This is a genomic window from Alteromonas sp. McT4-15, from assembly GCF_020515205.1.
Lineage (GTDB): Bacteria > Pseudomonadota > Gammaproteobacteria > Enterobacterales > Alteromonadaceae > Alteromonas.
Window position 1 is genome coordinate 295,579 of record NZ_JAJALG010000002.1, and the last position, 24,840, is coordinate 320,418.

At 44.3% G+C, this 24,840-nt stretch carries 23 protein-coding genes; 11 read left to right on the plus strand and 12 right to left on the minus strand.

The window, feature by feature from the left end:
- Positions 1-20: 20 nt before the first annotated feature.
- The 7 genes from LHL20_RS03135 to LHL20_RS03165 form a co-directional block, all read right to left on the minus strand.
- Positions 21-1,496, minus strand: coding sequence for a sigma-54-dependent transcriptional regulator (locus LHL20_RS03135; RefSeq protein ID WP_226432223.1), 1,476 nt, complete (start codon positions 1,494-1,496; stop codon positions 21-23).
- Positions 1,493-2,962 (minus strand): sensor histidine kinase, encoded by a 1,470-nt coding sequence (locus LHL20_RS03140; protein WP_226432224.1) that lies wholly within the window; start codon positions 2,960-2,962, stop codon positions 1,493-1,495. Before LHL20_RS03140 ends, LHL20_RS03135 begins: the two co-directional genes overlap by 4 nt.
- 193 nt (positions 2,963-3,155) lie before the next feature.
- Positions 3,156-3,413, minus strand: coding sequence for a cell division topological specificity factor MinE (minE, locus tag LHL20_RS03145; RefSeq protein ID WP_159626548.1), 258 nt, complete (start codon positions 3,411-3,413; stop codon positions 3,156-3,158).
- Positions 3,413-4,222 (minus strand): septum site-determining protein MinD, encoded by an 810-nt coding sequence (minD, locus tag LHL20_RS03150; RefSeq protein ID WP_159626547.1) that lies wholly within the window; start codon positions 4,220-4,222, stop codon positions 3,413-3,415. The genes minE and minD overlap by 1 nt, the downstream gene beginning before the upstream one ends.
- A 55-nt stretch (positions 4,223-4,277) precedes the next feature.
- A complete protein-coding gene (gene minC / locus LHL20_RS03155; RefSeq protein ID WP_226432225.1) occupies positions 4,278-5,021 on the minus strand; it encodes a septum site-determining protein MinC in 744 nt (247 codons plus the stop codon).
- Positions 5,022-5,238: 217 nt separating this feature from the next.
- Positions 5,239-6,624: a class II fumarate hydratase gene (locus tag LHL20_RS03160; protein ID WP_226432226.1), complete on the minus strand. Its 1,386-nt coding sequence runs from the start codon at positions 6,622-6,624 to the stop codon at positions 5,239-5,241.
- Positions 6,625-6,684: 60 nt separating this feature from the next.
- Entirely contained in the window at positions 6,685-7,392 is a 708-nt protein-coding gene (locus tag LHL20_RS03165) for a DUF6776 family protein (RefSeq protein ID WP_226432227.1), read from the minus strand.
- A gap of 193 nt (positions 7,393-7,585) precedes the next feature.
- Between LHL20_RS03165 and LHL20_RS03170 the strand changes: the two genes are divergently transcribed.
- The 3 genes from LHL20_RS03170 to LHL20_RS03180 all read left to right on the plus strand — a co-directional run bounded on the left by LHL20_RS03170 (position 7,586) and on the right by LHL20_RS03180 (position 10,019).
- Entirely contained in the window at positions 7,586-9,262 is a 1,677-nt protein-coding gene (locus LHL20_RS03170; RefSeq protein ID WP_202262356.1) for a chloride channel protein, read from the plus strand.
- Position 9,263: 1 nt separating this feature from the next.
- Positions 9,264-9,692, plus strand: a complete 429-nt coding sequence (locus tag LHL20_RS03175; protein WP_159626537.1) for a CopD family protein — start codon at positions 9,264-9,266, stop codon at positions 9,690-9,692.
- A 135-nt stretch (positions 9,693-9,827) separates the two neighbouring features.
- On the plus strand, positions 9,828-10,019 hold the full coding sequence (locus LHL20_RS03180) for a hypothetical protein (protein ID WP_202262357.1): 192 nt from the start codon (positions 9,828-9,830) through the stop codon (positions 10,017-10,019).
- A gap of 69 nt (positions 10,020-10,088) precedes the next feature.
- Here LHL20_RS03180 and LHL20_RS03185 read toward each other — a convergent pair whose 3' ends face one another.
- Positions 10,089-10,754, minus strand: a complete 666-nt coding sequence (locus LHL20_RS03185) for a UPF0149 family protein (RefSeq protein ID WP_226432228.1) — start codon at positions 10,752-10,754, stop codon at positions 10,089-10,091.
- Positions 10,755-10,976: 222 nt separating this feature from the next.
- Here LHL20_RS03185 and LHL20_RS03190 point away from each other — a divergent pair, with 222 nt between their 5' ends.
- Positions 10,977-12,173, plus strand: a complete 1,197-nt coding sequence (locus LHL20_RS03190; protein WP_226432229.1) for an Nramp family divalent metal transporter — start codon at positions 10,977-10,979, stop codon at positions 12,171-12,173.
- Between the two features lie 106 nt (positions 12,174-12,279).
- Here LHL20_RS03190 and LHL20_RS03195 read toward each other — a convergent pair whose 3' ends face one another.
- The 3 genes from LHL20_RS03195 to typA all read right to left on the minus strand — a co-directional run bounded on the left by LHL20_RS03195 (position 12,280) and on the right by typA (position 16,002).
- Entirely contained in the window at positions 12,280-13,443 is a 1,164-nt protein-coding gene (locus tag LHL20_RS03195; protein WP_226432230.1) for a MalY/PatB family protein, read from the minus strand.
- A 97-nt stretch (positions 13,444-13,540) separates the two neighbouring features.
- Positions 13,541-13,927: a response regulator gene (locus LHL20_RS03200; RefSeq protein ID WP_226432231.1), complete on the minus strand. Its 387-nt coding sequence runs from the start codon at positions 13,925-13,927 to the stop codon at positions 13,541-13,543.
- Positions 13,928-14,169: 242 nt separating this feature from the next.
- Entirely contained in the window at positions 14,170-16,002 is a 1,833-nt protein-coding gene (gene typA, locus LHL20_RS03205) for a translational GTPase TypA (protein WP_202262362.1), read from the minus strand.
- Positions 16,003-16,447: 445 nt separating this feature from the next.
- On the opposite strand from typA, the gene glnA reads away from it, so the two are divergent.
- The 4 genes from glnA to glnG all read left to right on the plus strand — a co-directional run bounded on the left by glnA (position 16,448) and on the right by glnG (position 21,203).
- A complete protein-coding gene (gene glnA / locus LHL20_RS03210; RefSeq protein ID WP_202262363.1) occupies positions 16,448-17,857 on the plus strand; it encodes a glutamate--ammonia ligase in 1,410 nt (469 codons plus the stop codon).
- Between the two features lie 103 nt (positions 17,858-17,960).
- Positions 17,961-18,587: a DUF4124 domain-containing protein gene (locus LHL20_RS03215; protein ID WP_226432232.1), complete on the plus strand. Its 627-nt coding sequence runs from the start codon at positions 17,961-17,963 to the stop codon at positions 18,585-18,587.
- Positions 18,588-18,718: 131 nt separating this feature from the next.
- On the plus strand, positions 18,719-19,804 hold the full coding sequence (gene glnL, locus LHL20_RS03220; RefSeq protein ID WP_202262364.1) for a nitrogen regulation protein NR(II): 1,086 nt from the start codon (positions 18,719-18,721) through the stop codon (positions 19,802-19,804).
- Complete coding sequence (gene glnG / locus LHL20_RS03225) at positions 19,794-21,203, plus strand: nitrogen regulation protein NR(I) (protein ID WP_226432233.1); 1,410 nt, start codon at positions 19,794-19,796, stop codon at positions 21,201-21,203. Before glnL ends, glnG begins: the two co-directional genes overlap by 11 nt.
- 84 nt (positions 21,204-21,287) lie before the next feature.
- On the opposite strand, the gene LHL20_RS03230 is transcribed toward glnG, so the two are convergent.
- The gene (locus LHL20_RS03230; protein ID WP_226432234.1) at positions 21,288-22,427 is read right to left on the minus strand and encodes an HD-GYP domain-containing protein; all 1,140 of its coding nucleotides are present in this window, start codon (positions 22,425-22,427) and stop codon (positions 21,288-21,290) included.
- Positions 22,428-22,683: 256 nt separating this feature from the next.
- Here LHL20_RS03230 and LHL20_RS03235 point away from each other — a divergent pair, with 256 nt between their 5' ends.
- The 3 genes from LHL20_RS03235 to LHL20_RS03245 all read left to right on the plus strand — a co-directional run bounded on the left by LHL20_RS03235 (position 22,684) and on the right by LHL20_RS03245 (position 24,740).
- A complete protein-coding gene (locus LHL20_RS03235; protein WP_226432235.1) occupies positions 22,684-23,409 on the plus strand; it encodes a 1-acylglycerol-3-phosphate O-acyltransferase in 726 nt (241 codons plus the stop codon).
- A 32-nt stretch (positions 23,410-23,441) separates the two neighbouring features.
- The gene (rraB, locus tag LHL20_RS03240) at positions 23,442-23,843 is read left to right on the plus strand and encodes a ribonuclease E inhibitor RraB (RefSeq protein WP_159626512.1); all 402 of its coding nucleotides are present in this window, start codon (positions 23,442-23,444) and stop codon (positions 23,841-23,843) included.
- Between the two features lie 108 nt (positions 23,844-23,951).
- Positions 23,952-24,740: a choice-of-anchor H family protein gene (locus LHL20_RS03245; RefSeq protein ID WP_226432236.1), complete on the plus strand. Its 789-nt coding sequence runs from the start codon at positions 23,952-23,954 to the stop codon at positions 24,738-24,740.
- Positions 24,741-24,840 lie beyond the last annotated feature (100 nt).

A 24,840-nucleotide genomic window follows, 5' to 3' on the forward strand; every position in this document is an offset into this window, starting at 1 on the left:
ACACGTATTGATTAAACGTCCTACCACTGCTGAATTTTGCGATATAGTGTCGAGGGGCTAACACCAAGCGCGTTGGCTGCTTTAACGACATTGTCTTCGTAATAAGCAATTGCATCCTGAATTGCTTTGCGTTCAACATCCGCAAGCGTGTGGATATCACTTTCGTTCAATGTAGGCATCTCTTCACTGGACAGTGAAGCAGAAGACTCAAAAGGTGCGTCGGCAACCGCAGTTTCATGAGACGCTGCATCTATTGATCCGCGCTCCTGTTCAGCTACCGTTTGGATACGCGCTTGCTCTACAGGAAGCTGAGACGCTAACATGCTTGCTGTCAGCAATGGACCGTCGTTCATTACCACACAACTGTGGATTAAATTTTGAAGCTGGCGTACGTTGCCAGGCCAAGAAAACTTGCGCAGCAGAGCTTTTGCATCTTCAGAAAAACCAGAGAACATCTTACTTTCTTCTGACATATAGCAACGCATAAAATGATTTGCTAACAGCAACACATCGTCACCACGTTCCCGCAATGGTGGCAAATGAAGGGCTATCACATTTAACCTGTAAAATAGATCTTCTCGCAAATGACCATCTTTTATTGCCTCAAGGGGATGCCGATTGGTCGCGGCGATAAAGCGCACATTCACTTTTTCCAGCTTGCCCGACCCCACCCGTTGAAATGTACCTGTTTGAATAAAGCGCAGAATTTTTGCTTGCAATCCCATGTCCATTTCGCCGAGTTCATCTAAAAACAGCGTACCATTATCAGCCTGCGTTGCTGCACCATCACGATTTGAAACTGCCCCAGAAAATGCACCTTTTACATGACCAAAAATTTCCGACTCCATCAACTCAGAGGGTATAGCGGCGCAGTTAAGCGCCACAAAATTGTCGTGTTTGCGCTTACTTAGGTTATGTATAGCAGAGGCTGCGACCTCTTTACCCACACCGCTTTCACCGGTTATGAATACCGAAGCTGAGCTTGGCGCTGCCTTTTCAATAATCGAATACACATTTTTGAGCGCTTTTGACTCACCAATAAAACCTTCAACCGTGCGCTTTCTTGCCGACTCAGCCTTAACCAGTGCTGTACGCAACATGCTGCGTTCAATTAGTGTCTTGCGCATTTTCACCGCTTGACCAATAACAAGCTCAAGCCGTGTATCGTCCCATGGTTTTTTAAGATAGCTCCATACATTAGCTTCGTTCACGGCTTCTAAAACATGTTCTGCCTCGCTGTGCGCCGTTAGCATTATGCGAATTGTCTCAGGTGCTGAATGAGAAAGCTGCTTAAGGAACTCAATACCACTCATACCAGGCATAGATAAATCGCTGATAACGATGTCATAAGTTTTGTTTTGACACGCTTCAAGCCCAGATTCTCCGCTACTTGCCGTATCAATATTGGTGGGTATTAGGCACTCTAAAGTACGTTTAAGCGCGCGCTGAACAGCTACTTCGTCATCAACCAATAAGATATCTAATTTATCTGTCATTCCATCGCCTCTGCATTTACTGCTGTCATTACCTTAGGCAGCGCTATTGTGAAGCACGTCCCCTGCCCCAATTTAGACTCTACTTCAAGTGAGCCACCATGGGCCTCAATAATATTCTTAGATATTGCTAGCCCTAGCCCAGTGCCCTGCCCCACTGCTTTAGTCGTAAAAAAAGGAGAAAATATCTTTGACAGATTTTCTTCACAAATCCCAATTCCTTCATCTTTTACATTTACCAAAAAGTACTTACCTTCAGATAAAACTGTTATGCAGACCGCCCCACCTTCTTTAGTTGCATGGATAGCATTAATAATAATGTTGAGTAGGACCTGTTCTATCTCTCCAGAGTTTGCCTGCACTAGCGCCTCATGCTCCAGTAGGACAACATCGACTGCTTGACGATACTCCTTACTGAATGAAGCAACCTTAAGGCTTTTTTTCACAACTTGGTTCAAATCTACTTTCGAAAATTGCTGGCCACCGGTATGAACAAATGTTCTAAGGCTATCACTAATTTTACTAAGCCTTTCTAAGCCCTCCATATTGTCCTGCAGCACCTCGCCAATCGCATCCTCCAAACTCAAAAGGTTGTTCTCAAGTATTGATTCTCGGATAGCTAAATCATCTATCGTTAAGACAAGGTTTCTCAGCTCAGCAATTGCAGGTAACAGTGCATGCTTGAGATACTTATTGTTAGCTGAAATGAACGCTAAGGGGTTGTTAATTTCGTGAGCTACTCCACTTGCTAGAATGCCCAACGAAGACATACGGTCCGCCATTGTCAGTTGCTTACGCGCTTCTGAAAGTTCATCTTTTAATGTGACCGCTTTTTTTGACTCGTTTTTACGCAAGACATCATTATTGAGTTTTTCCAGACTATGCCGAAGTTGAGCAATATGAGAATCTAAGATGTAAAGTTTTTCTTCATCAATAGTAGGAGAGTCAATCAACATTACTAACCAGCCATCCACACCATCGACATATTTAAAATTAAGATATACCAACCACGTTGACTCAGCAGATGATATTGAAGGGGCTAACTCTTGGATGCACCAATTGGGAAGAGGACCATCGATGTCAAAGGGAATAAGTTCTTCTACAGATGAGATGGCAATGCTGTTTAAGCTGTTTATTATTATGCTTGGGGAAGCACACTGTATACCATTTTTAGAGTAGAAACTGGCAGCAAATTTAGCATCAATAAACGTTGCTGACAATTCAAGCAAAGACTCGACTAGTGTTTGGTTATTTTCTGCAGTCGTTGACTGAGTAGTTGACTTAACAAAGAACTCTATTTCTTGTTGCTTATGTTCAACCTCAGCAACGGCGTCTCGAAGCTTTTCGTTTGCAATAAAGGTTTTTTTTGCATAATCGTCGAGCAATTGTTCTGCAGACTCTCGCGCTTTTTTCTCGCGCTCTAGCCGCCTTTTGAGGTGCGCAACTTCTTGCTCTAAACTCCGTTGCATATCGACTTCCTATGAAAACAATAATCACTAATGCGTTATATTTTTTTCAGTTTAGATTAGAAACGCACTTTGTACATAAGCCAAACGTATAAAGCCTTTGAAAAAAGAATAGTTTTTTATATTTCAAATATAAAAAAAGCGACCTAGTCAGACAGGCTAGGTCGCTTTTATAAATGGAGTATCAAATTGCTCGCTACTGTGAGTCAGGCAGCGTCACATTTAACTCTAAGACACTGCAATCATCGTTGTTATCAAGTTGAACCGAAACTTGGTCATCCGCGATAGTCACGTATTTCCTGATCACTTGAATGATCTCTTGTTGCATCATAGGAAGGTAATCAGGCTCGCTGCGCTTTTTGCGTTCGTGTGCAACAATAATTTGTAAACGCTCTTTCGCCACTGCGGCTGTACTTGGTTTTTGCTTTTTCTTCAGCAGATCAAAAATGCCCATTACTTCCCTCCCAATAAGCGTTTAAAGAATCCTTTCTTCTCGGCTTCAAGGAAACGGTGTTCCACACTCTCGCCCAACAAACGCTTAACCGCGTCAGAGTATGCCTGCCCCGCGTTAGCTTCAGAATCTAAAATAACCGGCTGGCCTTGGTTAGACGCTTTAAGTACCGCTTCTGATTCTGGGATAACACCTAGAAGTGGGATCGCAAGGATTTCTTCTACATCGGCAACACTAAGCATTTCTGCACTTTCTACGCGTGTTGGGTTATAGCGCGTCAATAGCAAATGTTCTTTAACCGACTCACCTTTTTCTGCGCGCAACGATTTGCTCTGTAAAATACCAAGAATACGGTCTGAATCTCGTACCGATGATACCTCAGGGTTTGTGACTACGATGGCTTCATCCGCAAAGTAAAGAGCCATTTGTGCACCCTGTTCGATACCTGCAGGTGAGTCACAAATAATGAAATCAAAGTCATTTTTAAGCTCATCTAGCACCGCTTGCACACCTTCAATGGTCAGTGCGTCTTTGTCTCGCGTTTGAGACGCAGGCAAAATAAATAAGTTGTCAGTACGCTTGTCTTTAATAAGCGCTTGTTTCAGCGTAGCTTCTTTATTAATTACGTTAACGAAGTCGTACACAACTCGGCGTTCACAGCCCATGATTAGGTCTAAGTTTCGAAGGCCTACATCGAAATCAATGACAACGGTTTTGTGTCCAGCTAACGCAAGGCCAGTACTAATTGCTGCGCTTGATGTTGTTTTACCAACGCCACCTTTACCCGATGTTACTACGATTATTTTTGCCATCTATTAATTCCTATTTTTCACACAGCACATTTTTAGCGCGATTGTTTTAACGTTTTTATGCCAAAGGCACTATGCGTAATGTTTCTTCTTCTAAATACACTTGAGCAGGCTTTTTCCAGCAGTCACCTTTAACCGATTCATGCATAATAAACTGCCCAGCAATTGAAATAAGTTCTGCATCGAGCGCCTGACAATACACGCGAGCTTGTGTATTACCTTTAACACCTGCGAGCGCTCTTCCTCGTAGTGTGCCATACACGTGTATATTGCCATCAGCAAGCAATTCAGCGCCTTCACTCACCGACGCAGTTACAATTAAATCACTTCCCTCTGCATACACTTGTTGCCCAGAACGCACTGGACGAGCCACTACTTTTGCTGGCTTAAGTGGTGCAACTTGCGGTGCTATCTTGTCACTTGTTTCTTGACTATTTTTCTTGGTGTCGTCTTGGGTTGCAACGTCTACTCGTTGCGACTTAAGCGCAGAATCAGTAAATTTGCTTTGGCTAACGTCTGCTAAGCCCAAGTCATTGATAATGGGTTTTAATTCCCCGACCTCACCTTTTACCGCCATCGGTTGCAACTGCAAGCGTCTACATAGTGCAACCAGCAGTTCAAACTCTGTTGCCGATAGCGGCTTCACTATGTGCAGTATGAGTGATGAGCGGGTAAAAAATTGAGGCGCACTTGCCACTTTTTGGCTCAACTGCGATTCAAAAACATCTGGTTCAAAATCTACTACTTCTAGCACAACGCTGGTTAGCGTTGTGCCTTTCATGCGAAAGCACGTTTCTGTCATTTTTTCTTCCCGAAAAGGCTCTGTAACCTCACAACCTTTACATACATTAAAGGCCAAGCCTGTTTATGACGTCACTGTATCAAAAATCCTTTCTACGGCAACTGTTAAGCAGCGAGAAAGCATGAATAAGCGAAGAACGTGCCAACAACCGGTCATATAATAACCAATCCCATCCTACTAATGGCTAGCAGGCGGAAATAAACAAAATAAAACGGTGTTAATCTAAGGGCTGTTTTGACGTTAATTTGGTTGGGTCTAGCAACGCTTCAAGCTCGTCTTTTGGGATATCAGTCATACGTGCAGCCACCTCTACGACTGGCTTTTTCTCTTTATAGGCGACTTTTGCAATCTCTGCGGCTTTTGCATAGCCAATGATAGGGTTTAACGCCGTTACTAATACTGGGTTTTTATATAACGACGACGCTAAGTTGTCTTGATTTACAGAAAAGTCGCGAATTGCTTTCTCACCCAAGGCAATTGCGCTGTTGGTGATTAGCGACAAACTTGTCAAAAGATTATTGGCTATCAAGGGAAGCATAACGTTTAACTCGAAGTTTCCAGACTGGCCGGCTATCGAAATTGTAGTGTCATTGCCCATCACTTGCGCGGCGGCCATCGCGACCGCTTCTGGAATTACTGGATTAACTTTCCCTGGCATAATGGATGAGCCTGGTTGGAGCGCTGGTAGTGTAATTTCCCCTAAGCCCGCCAACGGCCCTGAATTCATCCACCGCAGGTCATTAGCTATCTTCATTAATGTAACCGCAATTCCTTTGAGTACTCCCGACAGGGCTACCGCCGTGTCTTGTGCGCTAATTAAGGCAAAGCAATCTTGTGCCGGTGTAAATTCAAGCCCGATTAACTGCGTTAGTATATCGCAAAAAGTAGTCGCAAACTCAGGATGGGAGTTCACCCCTGTTCCTACCGCAGTCCCCCCTTGGGCTAACGTGTGTAAGCGAGCTTGCAGGTTTTTTAGATGCCAGCGATGTTGCTTTAGCTGCGATGCCCAAGCCTTAATACTCTGATCCATTCTAATTGGCATAGCGTCCATAAGATGGGTGCGCCCCGTCTTGCAATAAGCACTAAGCGTTTGAGCTTTCTCTTCTATTATCTTTATGAGTATATCTAGGGCTGGCACTAATTCATTGCTTACCTCTATTGCAGCGCTCACATGAATAGCGGTAGGAATAACGTCGTTTGAACTTTGCCCTAAATTAACGTGATCATTGGGGTGCACATTGCTATCAGATTGTTTATTCGCCAAATACGCGATAACCTCATTAGCATTCATGTTAGAACTCGTACCCGAGCCTGTTTGAAACACATCTACCGGGAAGTGTTTCATGATGTTAGCGTCACTTAACAGGCTGTCACACCCATCAATTATTGCTTGTGCGCGTGTATCGTCTAACACACCCAATTTCTGGTTAGCGCGAGCGGCGGCTTTTTTAATGGTAATAAGCGCACGAACAAACGCTTTTGGCATGGCCTGCCCGCTTATAGGGAAGTTCTCTATTGCACGCTGGGTTTGGGCACCGTACAGGGCGTCCACCGGCACAGCCAACTCCCCCATACTGTCTTTTTCTATTCGCGTTTCTGCCATCGTCGTTTCCTTACCTATTCGAGCGTATTGTTCTTTTATAGGTAAAATACAGCGATACGATCATTCCAACTCGACGGCGAGCGCTTGCTCCCACGGGAGACTTAATTCAAACGTTTCTTTGCGCGTTTTGTATTGATACACCGATGATGAAAACAAAATGGTGTCGGGCTCAAAGCCCTCAGGTAGTACTATTTCTACATTAATTGCTTGGAAAAAACGAAAGCGATATTTGATATCCTCAGACAAGAAGGGGGCTTCCCCTGAAATAAGCCTAAGTTCACGGCCCTCTTTCGTACCTTGCAGACTCACTTTCAAATTGCCGTTAATCACTGTTTTTTGTTGACGAGATTGCAACAGCACCATACGAAGTTGAAAGCGATTCTTATCAATTTTGAATACTTCAACGCCTTCGATAGCCAGCATGGCTTCAGATTTTTCAGGCGCCATAACGCGTTCATAAAACGTCAGCAACTCTTGCTGTGCTTCTAGTTCTCTTTTTTGCTCACTCACTTTTTTAGTCATTGAATCTGTTTCACGCTTTGCTAGTTCTAGCGCTACTTCAAGTTGATTAACTCGTGTAGTCAGCGTGTTGTTTTCATTTGACAAAATGGCAATAGTTTCATTTTGTGCCGCCACTTTTTTGCTATCGCCTTGGTCAACAACGCGTGCTAGCTGATAACCAAATATCACCATTGCAGATAGCGCAATGGCGACGATGAAAGTCCATTTGTAGTTACCTACGATTTGTTTTAATTGATCGGTTGTCATTATTACAATTTTCCAACTACGCACCTTCAATACCACAGCGCACGATAAAACACGGCTTGGCGGTGGTTTTATACGTCACCCAATATTAGTAATACTCGCACGAATAGGCGAACTCGACATAAAGCCTAAAACATTATGAAATTTAAGTGTTTATGGTAAGCTTCCAGTTACGTCGAATCTACTGTATCACATCATGCGCTTGCAGGCTTTAAGAGAGGAAGTAGCTCACCCACGTACATCAGTGCAGTTGTGCGTGCTTGGCATTGTTGGGGGCACAAGTGCAGCGCTCATTATTATCCTATTTCGACTTTGCGTAGAATGGTTGCAAGCCACGGGCATTACTACATTGCAATCGTACTTAAAGCACGACTGGCTAGTGTGGCTCCTTATGCCGTTGATAAGCGTTGCGCTCATCTTGTTTATTGCTTTTTTAACCGGGTTCAAGCATTACCGCCTTGGCATTCCCTTTGTCATACATCGCGTTAAATACTTTTACGGCCATATTCCTTTCAGAACGACAATAAATCAATTCTTTGGCGGCATGTTAGCACTCGCGGGTGGTTTTGTTGTTGGCCGCGAGGGCCCGAGTGTTCACATGGGCGCATCGGGAAGCAGCTTTTTAGGACAGTGGCTTCGTTTACCTTACAACAGTATTCGTATTCTGGCGGGCTGTGGCATTGCCGCCGGTATTTCAGCGTCATTTAATACTCCATTCGCCGCGGTCATTTTTGTGATGGAAGTTGTGTTACGAGAGTACAAAATTCATATCTTTGTTCCAGTAATGCTAGCTGCGGCATGCGGTTCAGTGCTGACGCGCATTGTATTTGGCGAAATTAACGAACTGTCTTTCTTGTCGTTTAATGCGTTCAGTCAATGGATGTATTTTTACTTGGTATTGCTTGGCATTTTGTTAGGCATGCTGGCAGTCTTGTTCAATAGCCAACTCATGCGTGTTATGACCTTATTTAGACCGGTTTCGATGGTCTGGCGTCTAGTATTGGCCGCTGTGATTACAGGTACTATTGGCATGTTTATTCCCGAAGCGCTAGGGGCAAACTTTGTTGATGTAGAGCACTTGTTTGACACTTCGCCCAGCACACTATTACTTGTATCAACACTGGTGTTTAAAGTTATTTTGGCGGTCTTTGCAATCGGTCTCGGTATTCCTGGTGGTATTATTGGCCCAGTAATGGTGATCGGCATGTTGGCGGGCGCCGTGTTATTACTACCACTTTCTTATTTTATTGATGTTCCTGAGTTCACCAATAGTTTTGCCTTACTAGGTATCGCAGGCATGTTAACGGCCGTGTTGCACGCGCCCCTTGCAGCACTGTCTGCTGTGATGGAGCTCTCTTACAGCCCTCAAATTATCTTACCCGCAATGCTTGTCATTGTGCCAGCCTACGTAACGTCTACCCAGTTTTTCGGTAACCGTTCAATATTCATCAGACAGCTTGATTATCAAAACTTACCCTATGCAATTTCGTCAATTCGTGAAGCATTAGAAAAAACCGGGGTACTTGCAGCGATGAACACCGACTACAAACTGTTTCACGACGCACCGGAAAAGGCATTAACGGATTTTCTTGAGAAAAACCCGACTACCATTGTTATTCAAAAATCAAAATTTGAAATAGATGTGCAGTATAAACTGGTCCAATACAACGTAAGCTTAGAACACGATGCCACCGCATTGAGTTATTACCAGATGGAAGGCATTAATGCACAGTCAACACTTCACGAAGTTTACGAACATCTTAAAAACTCGCGTTCTGGCGCAGTGTATATTTACGATCAGGAACTAAACGATATTATTGGCGTAATTACGTGGAATATATTGCAAAGTTTCTTACAAAAGGCCCAATACTAGTATGTACATTTTATGGTTTAAAGCATTACACATCTTTTTCATGCTTGCTTGGATGGCGGGAATTTTCTACCTTCCTCGCCTTTTTGTGTATCACGCGTCGACAACCTCTCAAGTCGTCAAAGACGAGTTCAAAGTAATGGAGCGCCGCTTGTGGTTTTTCGTTACACCATTCGCCCTATTAACCCTGGTATTCGGCGTAGCGCTTATTGCCAGCTACGGGGGAACATGGTTTAAAATGTCGGGATGGTTGCACATAAAATTGCTGCTTTTACTTGCACTTTATGGCTACCACTTCTATTTGTTTAAGTTAATGAAGCAGTTTGCAAGAGACGAAAATCGGCATACTCCACGCTTTTATCGAATTATCAACGAAGCGCCAGTGTTGTTGATACTTGCTATAGTCTGCCTAGCAGTTGTTAAACCTTTGTAAATATAAGCTAGCGCTAGCGGAAAAAAACTGTAGTATTAAAGATAACACTCAAGGAGCCAGTGTTATCTTTAACCGCTGCTGAGCTAGGGTGCTTTTGCTCAGCTACTTTACTCGATGATGACGGAATACAAATACATGGATGATAGTAACCAACACTTGAAGCACCTTCTTAAGCAAACCGACATCGCATTTAAAGCGCTTATGCGCGACCCTGCATCATTACCATTACACGAACAGTATGAACGCGCAAAACTTGAGCTTGATAGCTATACTGCATCGCTAAAGCATTCCCTTGTTCAGCGTCACCATCAACACCGCAATCGCTGAATACGCGGCGCTTTCGCCACACTGAAACGGTATACGCCACTTTAAATGCAATTAACCAATAGTGAGTATTTACTGCGATTTGACGAAGGTTTCAAACTGATTAGGTAAAGCTTCTGCTAACTCACCGGCTAACTGCGTATAATCTTTTAACATGGCAGGCAGTTGTTTAATTAACAGTGCGAGATTGCTATTTAACTGTTGTGCTTGCACTTCATTGCGGTATTGAAGCGCAAGGTCAATATTAGCAAGGGTTGAAAAAAGCTTGAGACACCGTGACAGACGTACCTCAGGCATCTCGTTATCGCCCGTGTCAGCGACATGTTTCTTTGCATGAATTTCCCATGCACTTTGCCATACAGGTTCGACCTGCTTGTGCGCCTGCAATAAACCATTAAGCCAATCGGCGAGCGCAGTTGTTGGTCTTACGCCCTCGTCAGTTTGCTCATGCGCAAACATGTGAGCAGGTAACGGGATAGTATCACCGCGCATAAACCCCAAATGAGCACGAAGCCCATCCATTAGCGTTTCAGCAAGTTTATCGACGTCTTTGTCTATTAGATGACTGGCACTATTGGTGATAACCCAAGGCATCCATTGTTCTGGCATTGGAATTTCAGGCGCTGCGGCGACTGCGAAAATCATTCCATCGACCCTTGGTACAGAGGGAAGCACTTGCTTAAAGCAAGGCTGCTCGATTGTGTTTGAAATGATATGTATCGGAAACTCTTCACTCACCGTTAAATTCTCATTTTAATTTGCGTTCTATTTTGTGAAACGTTAGGCTGCGCAGCCATTTTTCTGGGTGCATTGGCCAACTGGCTATCTCACTTCACCTCAGAACTGGGTACGCGACAATAGGGTTAGTATCAATTCAACAAATTGAATTGATGTAGCGAGAGTGTTGCGTACTCGCAGCCCTATTGTCATGATAGCAAAACTTAACTAAGAGTCGTTGCAATGGCAAAAGATAAATCAGGATATATTATCGCGGCCGCCTTTATTGGCCCAGGTACAGTAACCACAGCAAGCTTGGCAGGTGCAAACTTTGGCTTCCATCTTGTCTGGGCGCTACTTTTCTCTATTTTTGCCACAATAGTGCTTCAAGATATGGCCGCAAGACTGGGTGTAGCCAGTGAAGAAGGGCTTGCCAGCGCGATGAAAAACATGGCCTACAAGCCTTGGTTAAAACACTTTTTTATCGTGCTTATTGTCGCCGCTATTGGTATTGGTAATGCCGCGTATGAATCGGGTAATTTAACAGGGGCCGCCATTGGCTTAGATGCGTTTGTTAATATTGGGATTGGCCCATGGGCAAGTATTTTAGGCGTAATTGCAATAGCACTTTTGTGGACTGGAAGTTATCAGTGGATAGAAACGGTATTAGTGTATTTGGTGTTTATTATGGCTGGTGTGTTTCTTGTAACGCTACTGGTCGCCAAGCCTGATGTCAGCGCTATGCTTTCACAGATGCTCTCTCCTCGGCTCGATACAGACGCTATTACCACTGTATTGGCGCTAATTGGCACTACCATAGTACCGTATAACCTCTTTTTGCATGCCAGCTTAGTGGCTAAATCATCTCGGGGGCAAGATAAAGTTGCGGCAGTAACTGCCTGTCGACAACAGTCAGCGAGAGCCATCAGTATGGGCGGCCTCATTACCATGATCGTTATGGCCACGGCAATGATGGCATTTTTCAATCAAGCCGCCTCAATGGACGCCAGCAATATGGGCGAACAACTAAAGCCAGTGCTCGGCGATAAAGCACAATGGTTCTTCGCACTTGGTTTATTTGCGGCGGGATTGACGAGTGCTATTACCGCCCCGCTCGCTGCAGCTTACGCAGTTACCGGTGCATTAAGTATGTCAGATGATATGCAAAGTAAAGGCTTCAAAACGGTATGGCTTGTTATTATCGCAATCGGCGTTGGCGTTGCCGCTTTGGGTTTTAAACCATTGCCCGCCATATTGTTTGCGCAAGCAACTAATGCCTTATTGTTACCTATTATCGCCATTTTTCTGTTGGTGGTGATGAACAAAAGTAACGCTTTGGGCGAGTTTAGAAATACATGGAAAAGTAACTTAGCAGGCGTTGTAGTAGTAGGCACTGTGGTAGCATTAGGCGCTTACAAGCTAATTGGTGTTTTTAACTAATACAAAAAACAGCGCTTCACGATGCGTTATCGATGAAGCGCTGTTTTAATTGACCTTTCACTAGAGCCCTAACCAATTAAGCGCCTTTCTATTAAACGCCCGTCAATCAAGAACCCGACAAGCGCGCTAAGATAGTGTCTAGCATGGCACGGCTACAGCCAAAGTTAATTCTAAAGTGATCAGCTTTATGAAAATCGACACCGGGCGACGGGCCAACGCCTTTCTCTTCAGCCCACGTAAGTACATTTTCCACGCCCAACCCACTTGCATCAACCCACGCAAGAAAGGTTGCATCGGCTTTAAGCATGCGCAGGCCATCAATACTATTTATCACCTCAACAACGCGATCGCGGTTTTCACGTAAGTACTGAATTTGTGCTTGATGCCAATCGTCACATAACGTAAATGCTGCTTCTGTCGCGGCCAATCCCAATACAGTTACCCAAGGCACAATGCCTGCAGCGGCTTGGGTAAATGCTAATCGCAACTTTCGGTTTGGTATAATGGCAAACGAAGTGCCTAAACCTGCAATGTTAAACGTTTTGCTTGCCGCCATTAAGGTAATACTATTTTGTGATAGCGCCGCTTCTCTTCCCGCCGGAATGTGCGACTTTCCTTCCTCTAGAATCAAATCACAGTGAATTTCATCTGAGCAAAGCGTGACGTTATGTTGATTACAAATAGCGGCAATACGGTCTAGTTCACTTTGCGTTAATACCGAACCAACAGGGTTCATTGGGTTGCATAAGATAAATAGCTTACATTTGGGGTCGGCCGCTTCTCGTTCCAATGCATCGAAATCAAGCGTATAGCGCTCAACCTTTGCCCCCTTGCTATCAAGCGTGGTTTCTATCACAGTACCAATATCAACACGCTCTAGCCCATTTAACTTGGGCGCAGCAAGTAGTGGTGGATAATTAGGTGTTTGAATAAGTACCTTATCACCTTCTTCACACGTTGCTTTTATCGCCACATTAAATGCAGGCACTACGCCAGGTGTCCACACTAACCATTCAGGTTCAATCTGCCAATTGTGCTTGTCGTTCAACCAGCGGCATACTGCATTAATAGCGCCTTCGTGATGTGCAGGCAAAATGTAACCCATATTGCCGTGTTCGACGTGCGCGCTAATGGCGTCCAAAATAGGTTGGGCACAGCGAAACTCAGTGTCAGCTACCCACGCTGGAATAACGTCTTTACCTTTGTATTTTTGCCATTTAAACGAAAACGTGTCTTTTCTTGAAGGAGTGTTGTCAAATAGCGCGCTCACTGTTCATCCTGTTGCTACTTACTGAGATAGCTTCAGTGTAAAAGTTTCAGCTATGAGAAACTAGCACCAGTCGACGATTTGCTATACCAAAATGAACTTAAATAGCGGATGTTGTTCTGGCTAGGGCTTCTTTGGACTTGAAAACAAGTTCGGTCATATCCAGTGGCTTAGCGAGAAATCCCGCGACCTGAAGTGCTTTAGCTTTTACCACTAGCGCTTTGCTAGGGTCAGCAGTAATCAATAGAAACGGAATATCTAATCTGGCTGAGTGGCAGGTTTTAAGCAGACTCAAACCATCGTAATCGGGCATTACTTGGTCGCTGATGATTAACTGCAGCGTGTCGTGTGTTTGCTGCAAAATGAAGTCACGAGCAAACTTGCTTCGGCTGAACGGATGTACTGTGGCGTCCAATTGTGTTTCTAACGCCTCAACAATTAAATCTAGCGTAATTTGATCGTCTTCAACCACTGCAACTGAAAGCACTCACTACCCCTTAATTATTATTCTGATGAAGTTTGAAAGCTCGTTACATCAACCAGCAACCCATTCCACTGATAAAAAAACGCAACCCCACATCACTAGGATAGGCAGTAAAGTCACTTATCGCTACTAACCTTTGGTCGAATTTGGTAGTAGTAAAAGTATCTATTCGAATACGTTTATTAGGACAAAAAAAATGCCAACTCGATGTTGGCATTTTTCAAAGCTATTGGCGTGTTAGTCGCTTACGACTTAGGTGCGCGTGATGCGCGTTTACGCTCATTTTCAGTAAGAAGCTTCTTACGGATACGAATAGACTCAGGCGTAACTTCTACTAGTTCGTCGTCATCGATGAACTCAAGCGCTTGCTCAAGAGACATTCTGATTGGCGGAACAAGTGTTTGCGCTTCGTCAGTACCTGATGCACGAACGTTAGTAAGCTGCTTACCTTTAAGCGCGTTAACCGTCAGGTCGTTGTCACGGCTGTGAATACCAATGACCATACCTTCGTAAACTTCAACACCGTGACCGATGAATAGGCGACCACGCTCTTGAAGGTTAAATAGAGCGTTAGTCAATGCTTTACCGTTTGCGTTCGCAATAAGTACACCATTCTTACGCTTACCAATGATACCGCCTTTGTACGGACCATAGTGATCGAATGTGTGGTATAGCAAACCAGAACCTGACGTCAATGTCATGAACTCAGTTTGGAAACCGATTAGACCACGGCTTGGAATGATAAAGTCGATACGCACGCGCCCCTTACCATCTGGAGACATATCAGTCATTTCTGCTTTACGCAGACCAAGCTGTTCCATGATTGAACCTTGGTGCTGTTCTTCACAGTCGATAGTCAAGGTTTCGTAAGGTTCTTGCGTTGCACCGTCAACTTCTTTCAGAATTACTTCCGGACGTGATACCGCTAGCTCGTAACCTTCACGACGCATGTTCTCGATAAGAATACCTAGGTGAAGTTCACCACGGCCAGAAACGCGGAATTTATCTGGATCTTGTGTTTCTTCTACGCGCAATGCAACGTTATGTACTAGTTCGTCTTTCAAACGCTCTAGAATGTTACGCGACGTTACGTACTTACCTTCTTTACCTGCAAACGGTGAAGTGTTTACTTGGAACGTCATCGTTACCGTCGGCTCATCAACCGTTAGCGGAGGAAGTGCTTCAACAGTATTTACGTCACAGATAGTGTCTGAAATTTTCAGTTCGCCAAGACCTGTAATCGCGATAATGTCACCCGCGTGTGCAGATTCAACTTCGTGACGAGCAAGACCAAGATAGCCATACACAAGGCCAACTTTACCATTGCGCTTTTGTCCGTCAGCAGTAACAACCGTCACTTGCTGGTTAGGCTTAACAGAACCACGTTTAACACGACCTACACCGATTACACCCACATATGAGTTGTAGTCAAGCTGAGAGATTTGCATCTGGAACGCGCCGTCGATATCAGCATCTGGTGGAGATACTTGGTCAACAATAGTTTGGAACAGCGCCGTCATATCGTCTTCTTTGGTGTCGGCATCCAATGACGCCCAACCGTTAAGTGCAGAAGCGTAAACAACTTGGAAATCTAGCTGCTCATCTGTTGCACCTAAGTTATCAAATAGGTCGAATACTTGGTCCATTACCCAATCAGGGCGTGCACCAGGCTTGTCGATTTTGTTGATAACAACAATAGGCTTAAGACCTTGAGCAAATGCCTTTTGCGTAACGAAACGCGTTTGTGGCATTGGACCTTCTTGCGCATCTACAAGTAGAAGTACAGAGTCGGCCATTGACATAACGCGCTCTACTTCACCACCGAAGTCGGCGTGCCCTGGAGTATCTACGATGTTAATACGGTAGTCATTCCAGTTAATCGCGGTGTTCTTCGCAAGGATGGTAATGCCACGCTCTTTCTCGATGTCGTTCGAGTCCATTACGCGCTCTTCTTGCTCGCCTCGAGATTCAAGGGTGCCAGACTGCTGTAACAGTTTGTCTACCAGGGTTGTTTTACCGTGGTCAACGTGGGCGATGATTGCGATGTTACGCAATTTACTAATATCAGTGGTATTCATGCTTATATAGAGCCTGTGTAAATCGATGCCGACTTATTTCGAAACGAAAAAGTATGCAGTAGATTTGTTGCAAAAAAATGCAGATAGAAAAATTTGCGCGGATTGTACAGAAAAACCACGACGTTTGCGCATCTTTTTTTAAAAATAGATGCGAAACCTTAACTCAACTAAAGATTTCCTGCTTTACCCATCCATTTTAGCATTTTGGGTGGTAAGCGTTCATAAAGTAATCTAGTCTAAATCACGGCGGCAACATGCAACATGAACCATAACCGTGCAACACTGCACCAACATAGTGCAAATATTTCAATTCGAAAGTGATGCTATTCGTGCGATGCCACAAAATACGGCATACATATAGATGGCATGATAATCGCTTTCACTTTTTCCACTGTTGGGGTGAAGCTGATCATTCCGCATTTTTACATTAAACCTGGAGGACACGATGTCAGTAGAAAAGGCATTAGAGCTGATTAAAGAAAGTGAAGCGAAGTTTGTAGATTTACGTTTTACCGATACCAAAGGTAAGGAACAACACGTATCTATTCCTGCGAGCGTTGTTGATGAAGAGTTTTTCGAAGAAGGTAAAATGTTCGATGGTTCTTCAATTGCTGGCTGGAAAGGCATCAACGAATCAGACATGGTTCTTCTTCCAGACGCAACAAGCTGCGTAGTAGATCCTTTTGCTGAAGAAACACAAGTAAACATTCGTTGTGACATCGTTGAGCCTTCTACAATGGAAGGTTATGAGCGTGACCCACGCTCAGTTGCTCGTCGTGCAGAAGAATTCTTAAAATCAACTGGCATCGGTGACACATGTTTCTTCGGCCCAGAGCCAGAGTTTTTCCTTTTCGACGACGTTCGCTTCCACACAGACATGGCGGGTTCTTTCTACAAGATCGACTCTTCAGAAGCAAAATGGAACTCTGGTGAAGAGTTTGAAGGCGGCAACATGGCACACCGCCCTGGCGTTAAAGGCGGTTACTTCCCAGTACCACCAGTAGACTCTGCACACGACATCCGTGCGGCTATGTGTCTTGTTATGGAAGAGATGGGCCTTGTAATTGAAGCGCACCACCATGAAGTAGCAACTGCTGGCCAAAACGAAATTGCTTGCCAATTCAACACGCTAGTTAAGAAAGCTGACGAAATCCAAGTTTACAAGTACGTTGTTCACAACGTTGCGCACGCATACGGCCAAACGGCTACATTTATGCCTAAGCCTCTAGTTGGTGATAACGGTTCAGGTATGCACTGCCACCAGTCTATCTCAAAAGATGGCGTAAACATCTTCGCGGGCGACAAGTACGCAGGCCTTTCTGAAGAAGCACTTTACTACATCGGTGGTATCATCAAGCACGCGCGTGCAATTAACGCGTTTGCGAACGCTTCTACCAACTCATACAAGCGTCTAGTTCCAGGATTCGAAGCACCGGTAATGCTTGCATACTCTGCACGTAACCGTTCTGCATCTATTCGTATTCCGCACGTAACAAGCGATAAAGCGCGTCGTATCGAAGTACGTTTCCCTGACCCAACAGCTAACCCATACCTAGCATTCACTGCTATGCTTATGGCAGGTATTGACGGTATTAAGAACAAGATCCACCCTGGCGATGCGATGGATAAGGACTTGTATGACCTACCAGCAGAAGAAGCAGCAGAAATCCCAACTGTTGCAAGCTCACTAGAAATGGCGCTTGAAGCCCTTGATAATGACCGTGACTTCCTTAAAGCTGGCGGCGTTATGACTGACGACATGATTGATGCATACATCGACCTTAAGTCTGAAGAAGTTACCAAACTTAACATGACAACTCACCCTGTTGAGTTCGACATGTACTACAGCGTTTAATTCACGCAGTATTTAGAATCATACTAAAGCCCGCATTGCGGGCTTTTTTTATGACTATTGTTTAACTACTATAACGATATCAAGCTTATCAGGGTCGGTGCTCGTGAAGATTACGTCTACAGCCATTTCAGTTCTAGTGTTACTTGCTTCACTGCAAAACGTTACTGCGTTTTGTCAAACCTCTCAGCCACAAGCAAGTGACGCGCCTGAACAACGCACTGAGGATACCGATTCAACGACGACTCTAAATGATAGCCATCAAGGCGCTAAAGCAAATACAATTTACAAAGTAGTCGCTGCCGATGGCAGCGTGACTTTTACCGATAAACCTTCAGCCAATGCCACCCCCATGTCATTTGACGGTAAAACTCAAAACGTTGTCACCGCTGCCACTCCCCCTACTTTGCCGTCACCACCGCCTGAAAAAAAGAAACCCAATTATGCGGTGTCGATTGTCACGCCTGCACCAGAAGCGACTATCCGCAACAACTTGGGTGAGCTGACTATTCGTGCAGCTCAACCCAATGCACCAAAAGCGCCTCTCTATCGACTAATTTTTGATAATGCCCAATATGCAAGCAATAGTTCAGGCATATTCAAGCTAGAAGGTATCAATCGCGGGGCACATACATTTAAAGTTGAGCTAACTAATAATACGGGCAAGACTCTTGCATCGTCTCCTTTACAAACCCTTTACCTACATCAGGCATCGGCGTTAATTAATAACTAATAGCGTGCAACGCAAGCGCGAATAGCGCACCAAGGCGGTTCAGCATTGAGATCCTTCACTGAATAAAAAATCGCACTTGGCACATTAGCACGCTACAATGCACAATTATGGTGCAAAGGAGACGAGCTCGGATGCAAACAACCGAGTTGGAGACACAGCAGCTAATAAATAGCCTCAATACCGCACTGGTGATGGTAGACAGCAAGCTGACTATTGTTTACGCCAACCATGCCGGGGAAGCATTGTTTGAGACGGGTAAAAAGCAATTGCTTGGCCACCCTCTGCAAGACTTTTTTCTGCCCGGTACAATTGAGACCACGCGATTAAAAGCCGCAATTAGAAAAGGTGAAGATTTCACTGAAAACGAAATTAAGTTGGCATTTCGCGATAATCGCTACGTTTCAGCCGACTTAACGGTAACCAACCTGCATCTTGAAGATGGCCCTCGCTTGCTGTTTGAAGTAAAAAAAATCGATCAGCAAAAACGTATTTCCAGAGAAAATTTACAAAACGCACAACACTTTGCAGCTCGCGAGTTAGTACGCGGGCTCGCTCACGAAATTAAGAATCCACTAGGTGGCATTCGTGGCGCCGCACAGCTTCTTGAAAAAGAACTTAGTGAGGAACACAAAGAGTTCACGCAAATGATCATTGAACAATCTGATCGGCTGCGCAACTTAGTTGACCGTTTACTCGGACCTAACTCTCTACCGCGCTTTGAGTGGAGCAATGTACATCAAGCACTAGAGAAAGTGCGCAGCCTAATGCGTGTTGATTCCGAAAATCCGATAACCATAGTGCGCGATTACGACCCGAGTATTCCACCTTTAATGCTTGACCCTGACATGATTCAGCAAGCAGTGCTTAATATCATACGAAATAGCGTTCAGGCGCTTATCGAGAGCAAGACTGAGCATCCCCAGATTCGTATCGTTACACGTATTGAACGTCAAATGACCATTCAAACAAAGCGCCACGCCTTGGTTGCGAAAATCAAGATTATTGATAACGGTCCTGGGATCCCACCAGAAATAAAAGACACACTGTTTTACCCCATGGTAACCAGTAAACAAAATGGTTCTGGCCTCGGGCTGTCAATTTCCCAAACGCTTATCAACCATCACGGTGGCAAAATCGACGTCGATAGCTACCCAGGCCATACCGAATTTGTAATTTATATTCCAATAGATCGTAAGGAGACAGACGATGACGAATGAGTCAGTATGGATTGTCGATGATGACAGTTCAATTCGTTGGGTACTGCAAAAGGCCTTACAAACAGCCAATATTAGCTGTTTAAGCTTTGAAAACCCTGAAGACCTGTTGCTTCAGCTTCAAAGTGGTCAGGCGCCAGAAGTCATCATTTCAGATATCAGAATGCCACAAATGGACGGGATGGCACTGCTTAACGAAGTTCACGCATCTCACCCCATGCTACCCGTCATTATCATGACAGCGCACAGTGATTTAGACAGTGCTGTGAACGCTTATCAAAAAGGTGCGTTCGAATATCTACCCAAGCCTTTTGATATTGATGAAGCAGTAACACTTACGCAGCGAGCACTTGCTCACGCGAGAGAGCAATCAACTGTTAGCAATGTACAGCAAGAAGATGTGGTAACCGAAATTATTGGTGAAGCGCCTGCAATGCAGGAGGTCTTTCGCGCGATAGGTCGTTTATCTCGCTCTTCTATTAGTGTATTGATAAACGGTCAATCCGGTACTGGTAAAGAGTTGGTCGCCCATGCTTTGCATCGACACAGCCCTCGTGCAAGTAAACCCTTTATTGCACTGAACATGGCAGCGATCCCCGCAGACCTCGTTGAGTCAGAACTATTTGGCCATGAGAAAGGCGCATTTACTGGTGCTCAAGCCGCTAGACAAGGTCGTTTTGAACAGGCCGATGGTGGTACATTGTTCTTAGATGAAATTGGCGATATGCCACTTGATGTACAAACGCGTTTGCTACGCGTTTTGGCAGACGGGCAGTTTTATCGAGTAGGTGGCCATCAGTCAGTCAGTGTAGATGTAAGAATCATCGCTGCAACGCACCAAAATCTAGAGCAACGCGTAGCTGAAGGGAAATTTCGTGAAGACTTGTTCCATCGTTTGAATGTGATCAGGGTACACCTCCCCTCTCTTGCTGAGCGCCGTGAAGATATTCCTCTGTTGACTAGACATTTCTTACGACGCGCCGCAAAAGAACTTGATGTTGAGGCCAAAAGTATTTCAAAAGAAGCCGAGCGCGTCATGTCGCAGTTACCTTGGCCGGGTAATGTGAGACAGCTTGAAAACGTGTGTCGTTGGCTTACGGTAATGGCAAGTGGTCAAGAAGTGTTACCGAGCGACCTTCCACCAGAGATCCATGCAGACAGCAGCACAGATAAGCCCTTATCTGAATCAGCGGATTGGCCTGATCTGCTCGCATCGTGGACCGATAAGCAACTTAGAGATGGTCAGTACAACATTTTAAACGATGCCATGCTAACGTTTGAGCGTGTAATGCTAGAACGTGCGCTTGCTCACACGCACGGGCATAAACAAGATGCAGCAAAGCGTTTAGGCTGGGGGCGCAATACGCTTACCAGAAAACTCAAAGAGCTCGGAGTCAATTAGCGCTGTTTAGGACGGTTCATTAAAACTAAAAAGGCACAGTAGCGTGCCTTTTTTAGTTTATTCGCGCTTAACAACACGCTAAATTCAATGACCTTTAGTCAATAGTTGGGTCATCGCTTTATTAAAGGCACGCACCCACTTCATACTAAATTGCCCTTTTGCGCTGCGGTTAATGGCAATAACGGCATCTTTCTTTGAAAGTACATTATCTTGATTATGTGCCCGTGGATGAGTCATAGCATCGTATGTATCCACAATGGCTAAAAGCTTTGCGCCGTCACAAATATCGTCTTCTTTTATGCCTAACGGATACCCCGTACCATCGGTTCGCTCGTGATGCTGCATCACAATTTTGCGCGCCATATCCCATTGGTCGAGATGCTCTAACAATCGTGCGCTTTTATAAACATGTGAACGCATTAAATTGAATTCTATTTCACTTAGCGCGTCGCCTTTGTGCAACAATTTAAGCGGCATAAATGCCATGCCAAAATCATGAACGTAACTGGCTACAGCAAGCTGGTCTTCATCAATAGGGTTACCTGCAACGTCATTGATATATTTTGCCAACTTTGCAATTCGGTCGCCGCGCCCAGACCAGTAATCAGAACGACGTTCAATGGTTTGCATTAGATCGCGGAAAAATAAGATATCTTGCTTTTTCTCACTACTAATATCTTTTGGAATACCTGTAAACGACAGGGCTGGCGGCTTAATTTGCACTTTATCTGGGTTGTCATCATCAGCGATAACATCAAGTGCCGGGTTGAGTAATAGCACGGCTTCGGTAAGTCGTTTTTCATGCTCTGCAGCATTGTCAGGCGTAATACGGCTTATCGCCAGTACAAGCTGATTATGCAAATTATCGTCATACTCAGCACTCCCTTTCGCCATGACTAACTCGACAAAGGCCTTTACCCTGTCCATGGTAAGTAAAACCAAGTCGCTCATTGTACTGGTATAGGCGACTTGCCCTTTACGCAAATAGTCGAGTAAATCTTCAACATGTTGCAGCAGAGGGATCATTGGCGAGAAATTAACTAATCCTAAATCGCCTTTAATTGTATGGATAGAACGGAAAAGCGCACGCTGCAATTCGTTGTCCTCAGGACGAAGCTCTAGCTCAATCAACGTCTGCTCACTTGCTTCATAGAGCTCGTTAATTTCCTCCATTAGGTCAGTAAGAATATCTTCTTCTAGGTCGTCAGGAGTGAATGTCTGCATACAAATTACCGTGGTTAAATTGCGCTTTAATTTATTTTTATTGTAAACGGGTATCGGCTTAATTTCCTTATACTAAAGCACAGAAAAGTAGGAAACCACGCAAAAAGTATTTTGCTCCATAGTTTTTTGCTGATTTTATAGCCATACGGCGCGCTGATACTGGTATTACACCTAGAAGCGCTGTAAAAACTCATCGGACAAGTGTACGCTGAAACTTCAACTATACTGCGCGCGTCATTTATCTCTAGGAGTTGTTTTGATAGCTTTATTCCGCGTTCCAGCACTATTCATTGCTTTTTTACTTATCAATATTGTTTTGCTTGTGGTGTGTATTGCTCGCCCTTTCCACAAAAATAATGTTCATATTGCTGGGCAGCTTTATTCGTTAATGGCCAGAGTGGTGGGCCTAAAAATAGTGATACAAAAAGACCCTGCGGTGAAGATCAATGAACCCTATGTCTACATTGCAAATCATCAAAACAGCTTTGATGTCATTACCATATGTAAAGCAGCACTGCCGGGGGTTGTCACTATCGGAAAGAAAAGCCTTAAATGGATCCCTATCTTCGGCCAAATTTACTGGTTGTCGGGCAACATTCTTATAGACAGAAAAAACTCTGGCCGTGCGCGCAACACACTAGATATAGCGGCAAATAAAATTGCTAACAAGAAAACCTCTGTCTGGCTTTTTCCGGAGGGAACAAGAAGCTACGGCCGCGGTATCCTTCCCTTTAAGCAAGGCGCATTTAGGCTTGCTAAATCAACAAATGAACCTGTTGTAATGGTAACAGCCAGCAATTTGCACAAGAAAGTAAAATGGAACCGATGGGATAACGGCATTGTACTTATTGATATTTCTGCACCTGAAGCATTAACCGAAGACCACTCAATAAAAGAATGGATGGTACATTTTAACAACCAAATGAAGCAAAAATTCGAACAATTAAATACTCAGGTCGATGAACTGGAAAAAAGCAGGTAAACTTGCGTCAAAATTTCCATTGAGTGTCTATCATGAACCAGTTTGACGAAAGAGAAGAGTGGTACGAGTTTAACCAAGAAACTATTGATGCCCTTCTAGAAGACGGCAGCCAAGCAGATGCCGACTATACTATCGAGCACCACTTTGCCAGTACGGACTTTGACGTTCTTGAAAAAGCTGCCGTCGACGCCTTCAAAGCAGGCTTTGAAGTAACAGATGCCGAAGAGTTAGTTTTAGACGACGGTGACACTGTCTTTTGTTTCGATGCTATTGTTGAGCGCGGGCTTGATATTGAAAAACTAAATAAAGATATCGACACTTTGCTCAAGATTGCCGATAAGCACGATGTTACATACGACGGCTGGGGTACCTATTTTGAGCCTCGTGAAGACGGCGAATTTGACGACGATGACAGTAATTTCTACGACGACTAGCGTGGACTTACAGGGCAACCACTAAAGCGTTAAGGTAGTCTTCAGCTTTTGTTCATCTTTTTCCATCAACAATGACACTGTCATTAACGATTGGAAAAGGATGCACAAATGAAAACATCTCAGATTTCTTTAGCAACATTATCAGCATTTGCGCTGTTGCACGTGCTAGTACCGACAACAGCGCAAGCTGCCGACACATCAGCCCCAATAAAAGTGGCTTCAAAAGAATATCGCTATGATAAGCCTTACGTGCAATTAAACGAGCCGTTGAATGTTGCTACAAACAATTTGCAGAACACCGCCGATACACCAACAAAAAGCCAAGCCGTAATCAATGCTGACAAAACAGCGCGTACCCAGAAGTATATCGGCTCAAGCAAATCCTCAAGTGATATTGTTGTAAACAGTATTAACGAGTTTTGGATTTATGATACTTGGGTAACGCTAGATAACGATATCGATTACGACGGTTATCACTCAACCTTTTCAGTTGAATTCGATGCCGACACCATTTTCACCAGCGCGCCTGTTTATGCCGTATTGTATGTGGGTAAAAATGACCGCTACGATGCCATTCATGTTTCTTCTGAATTTTACATCTACGGCGAAGACTCAACCGATAGCTTTACAATAGAAAGCACATTGGTTTCCGGCTTTCCCACTAATGACTACGATGTACTGCTAGAACTTTACGATGCCGATACAGAAACATTGGTGGCTTATTCAGATAGCTATGATAACGCCGACTTCGCCTACTTACCGCTTGAAAGCGAGAACAATGAGTACGTCGTTGAAGAAACAGTAGTCATAGTAGAAGAGCATGGGGGCAGTACTACGTTCTTGTCATTATTTGCCTTAGGATTGATAGCAAGCGCTAGGCGTTTATGGAAGTCATAGTCTAGAGCGTGTTGACCTTTGCGGTACACTTTTTGTTCATTCCAAGCGAGTATCAGGCAATGAACGAGTTGCGTGGTTTGGTTATTCCAAATTAGCGACG

Bases quoted from the DNA above. Each gene is read 5' to 3' on its own strand.
- minD (WP_159626547.1), bottom strand. From the start codon at position 4,222: ATGGCAAAAATAATCGTAGTAACATCGGGTAAAGGTGGCGTTGGTAAA.
- rraB (WP_159626512.1), top strand. From the start codon at position 23,442: ATGAACCAGTTTGACGAAAGAGAAGAGTGGTACGAGTTTAACCAAGAA.
- LHL20_RS03180 (WP_202262357.1), top strand. From the start codon at position 9,828: ATGGATGATAGTAACCAACACTTGAAGCACCTTCTTAAGCAAACCGAC.
- glnL (WP_202262364.1), top strand. From the start codon at position 18,719: ATGCAAACAACCGAGTTGGAGACACAGCAGCTAATAAATAGCCTCAAT.
- glnG (WP_226432233.1), top strand. From the start codon at position 19,794: ATGACGAATGAGTCAGTATGGATTGTCGATGATGACAGTTCAATTCGT.
- LHL20_RS03175 (WP_159626537.1), top strand. From the start codon at position 9,264: ATGTACATTTTATGGTTTAAAGCATTACACATCTTTTTCATGCTTGCT.
- LHL20_RS03230 (WP_226432234.1), bottom strand. From the start codon at position 22,427: ATGCAGACATTCACTCCTGACGACCTAGAAGAAGATATTCTTACTGAC.
- LHL20_RS03160 (WP_226432226.1), bottom strand. From the start codon at position 6,624: ATGGCAGAAACGCGAATAGAAAAAGACAGTATGGGGGAGTTGGCTGTG.
- minC (WP_226432225.1), bottom strand. From the start codon at position 5,021: ATGACAGAAACGTGCTTTCGCATGAAAGGCACAACGCTAACCAGCGTT.
- LHL20_RS03135 (WP_226432223.1), bottom strand. From the start codon at position 1,496: ATGACAGATAAATTAGATATCTTATTGGTTGATGACGAAGTAGCTGTT.
- glnA (WP_202262363.1), top strand. From the start codon at position 16,448: ATGTCAGTAGAAAAGGCATTAGAGCTGATTAAAGAAAGTGAAGCGAAG.
- minE (WP_159626548.1), bottom strand. From the start codon at position 3,413: ATGGGCATTTTTGATCTGCTGAAGAAAAAGCAAAAACCAAGTACAGCC.
- typA (WP_202262362.1), bottom strand. From the start codon at position 16,002: ATGAATACCACTGATATTAGTAAATTGCGTAACATCGCAATCATCGCC.
- LHL20_RS03140 (WP_226432224.1), bottom strand. From the start codon at position 2,962: ATGCAACGGAGTTTAGAGCAAGAAGTTGCGCACCTCAAAAGGCGGCTA.
- LHL20_RS03170 (WP_202262356.1), top strand. From the start codon at position 7,586: ATGCGCTTGCAGGCTTTAAGAGAGGAAGTAGCTCACCCACGTACATCA.
- LHL20_RS03190 (WP_226432229.1), top strand. From the start codon at position 10,977: ATGGCAAAAGATAAATCAGGATATATTATCGCGGCCGCCTTTATTGGC.
- LHL20_RS03165 (WP_226432227.1), bottom strand. From the start codon at position 7,392: ATGACAACCGATCAATTAAAACAAATCGTAGGTAACTACAAATGGACT.
- LHL20_RS03245 (WP_226432236.1), top strand. From the start codon at position 23,952: ATGAAAACATCTCAGATTTCTTTAGCAACATTATCAGCATTTGCGCTG.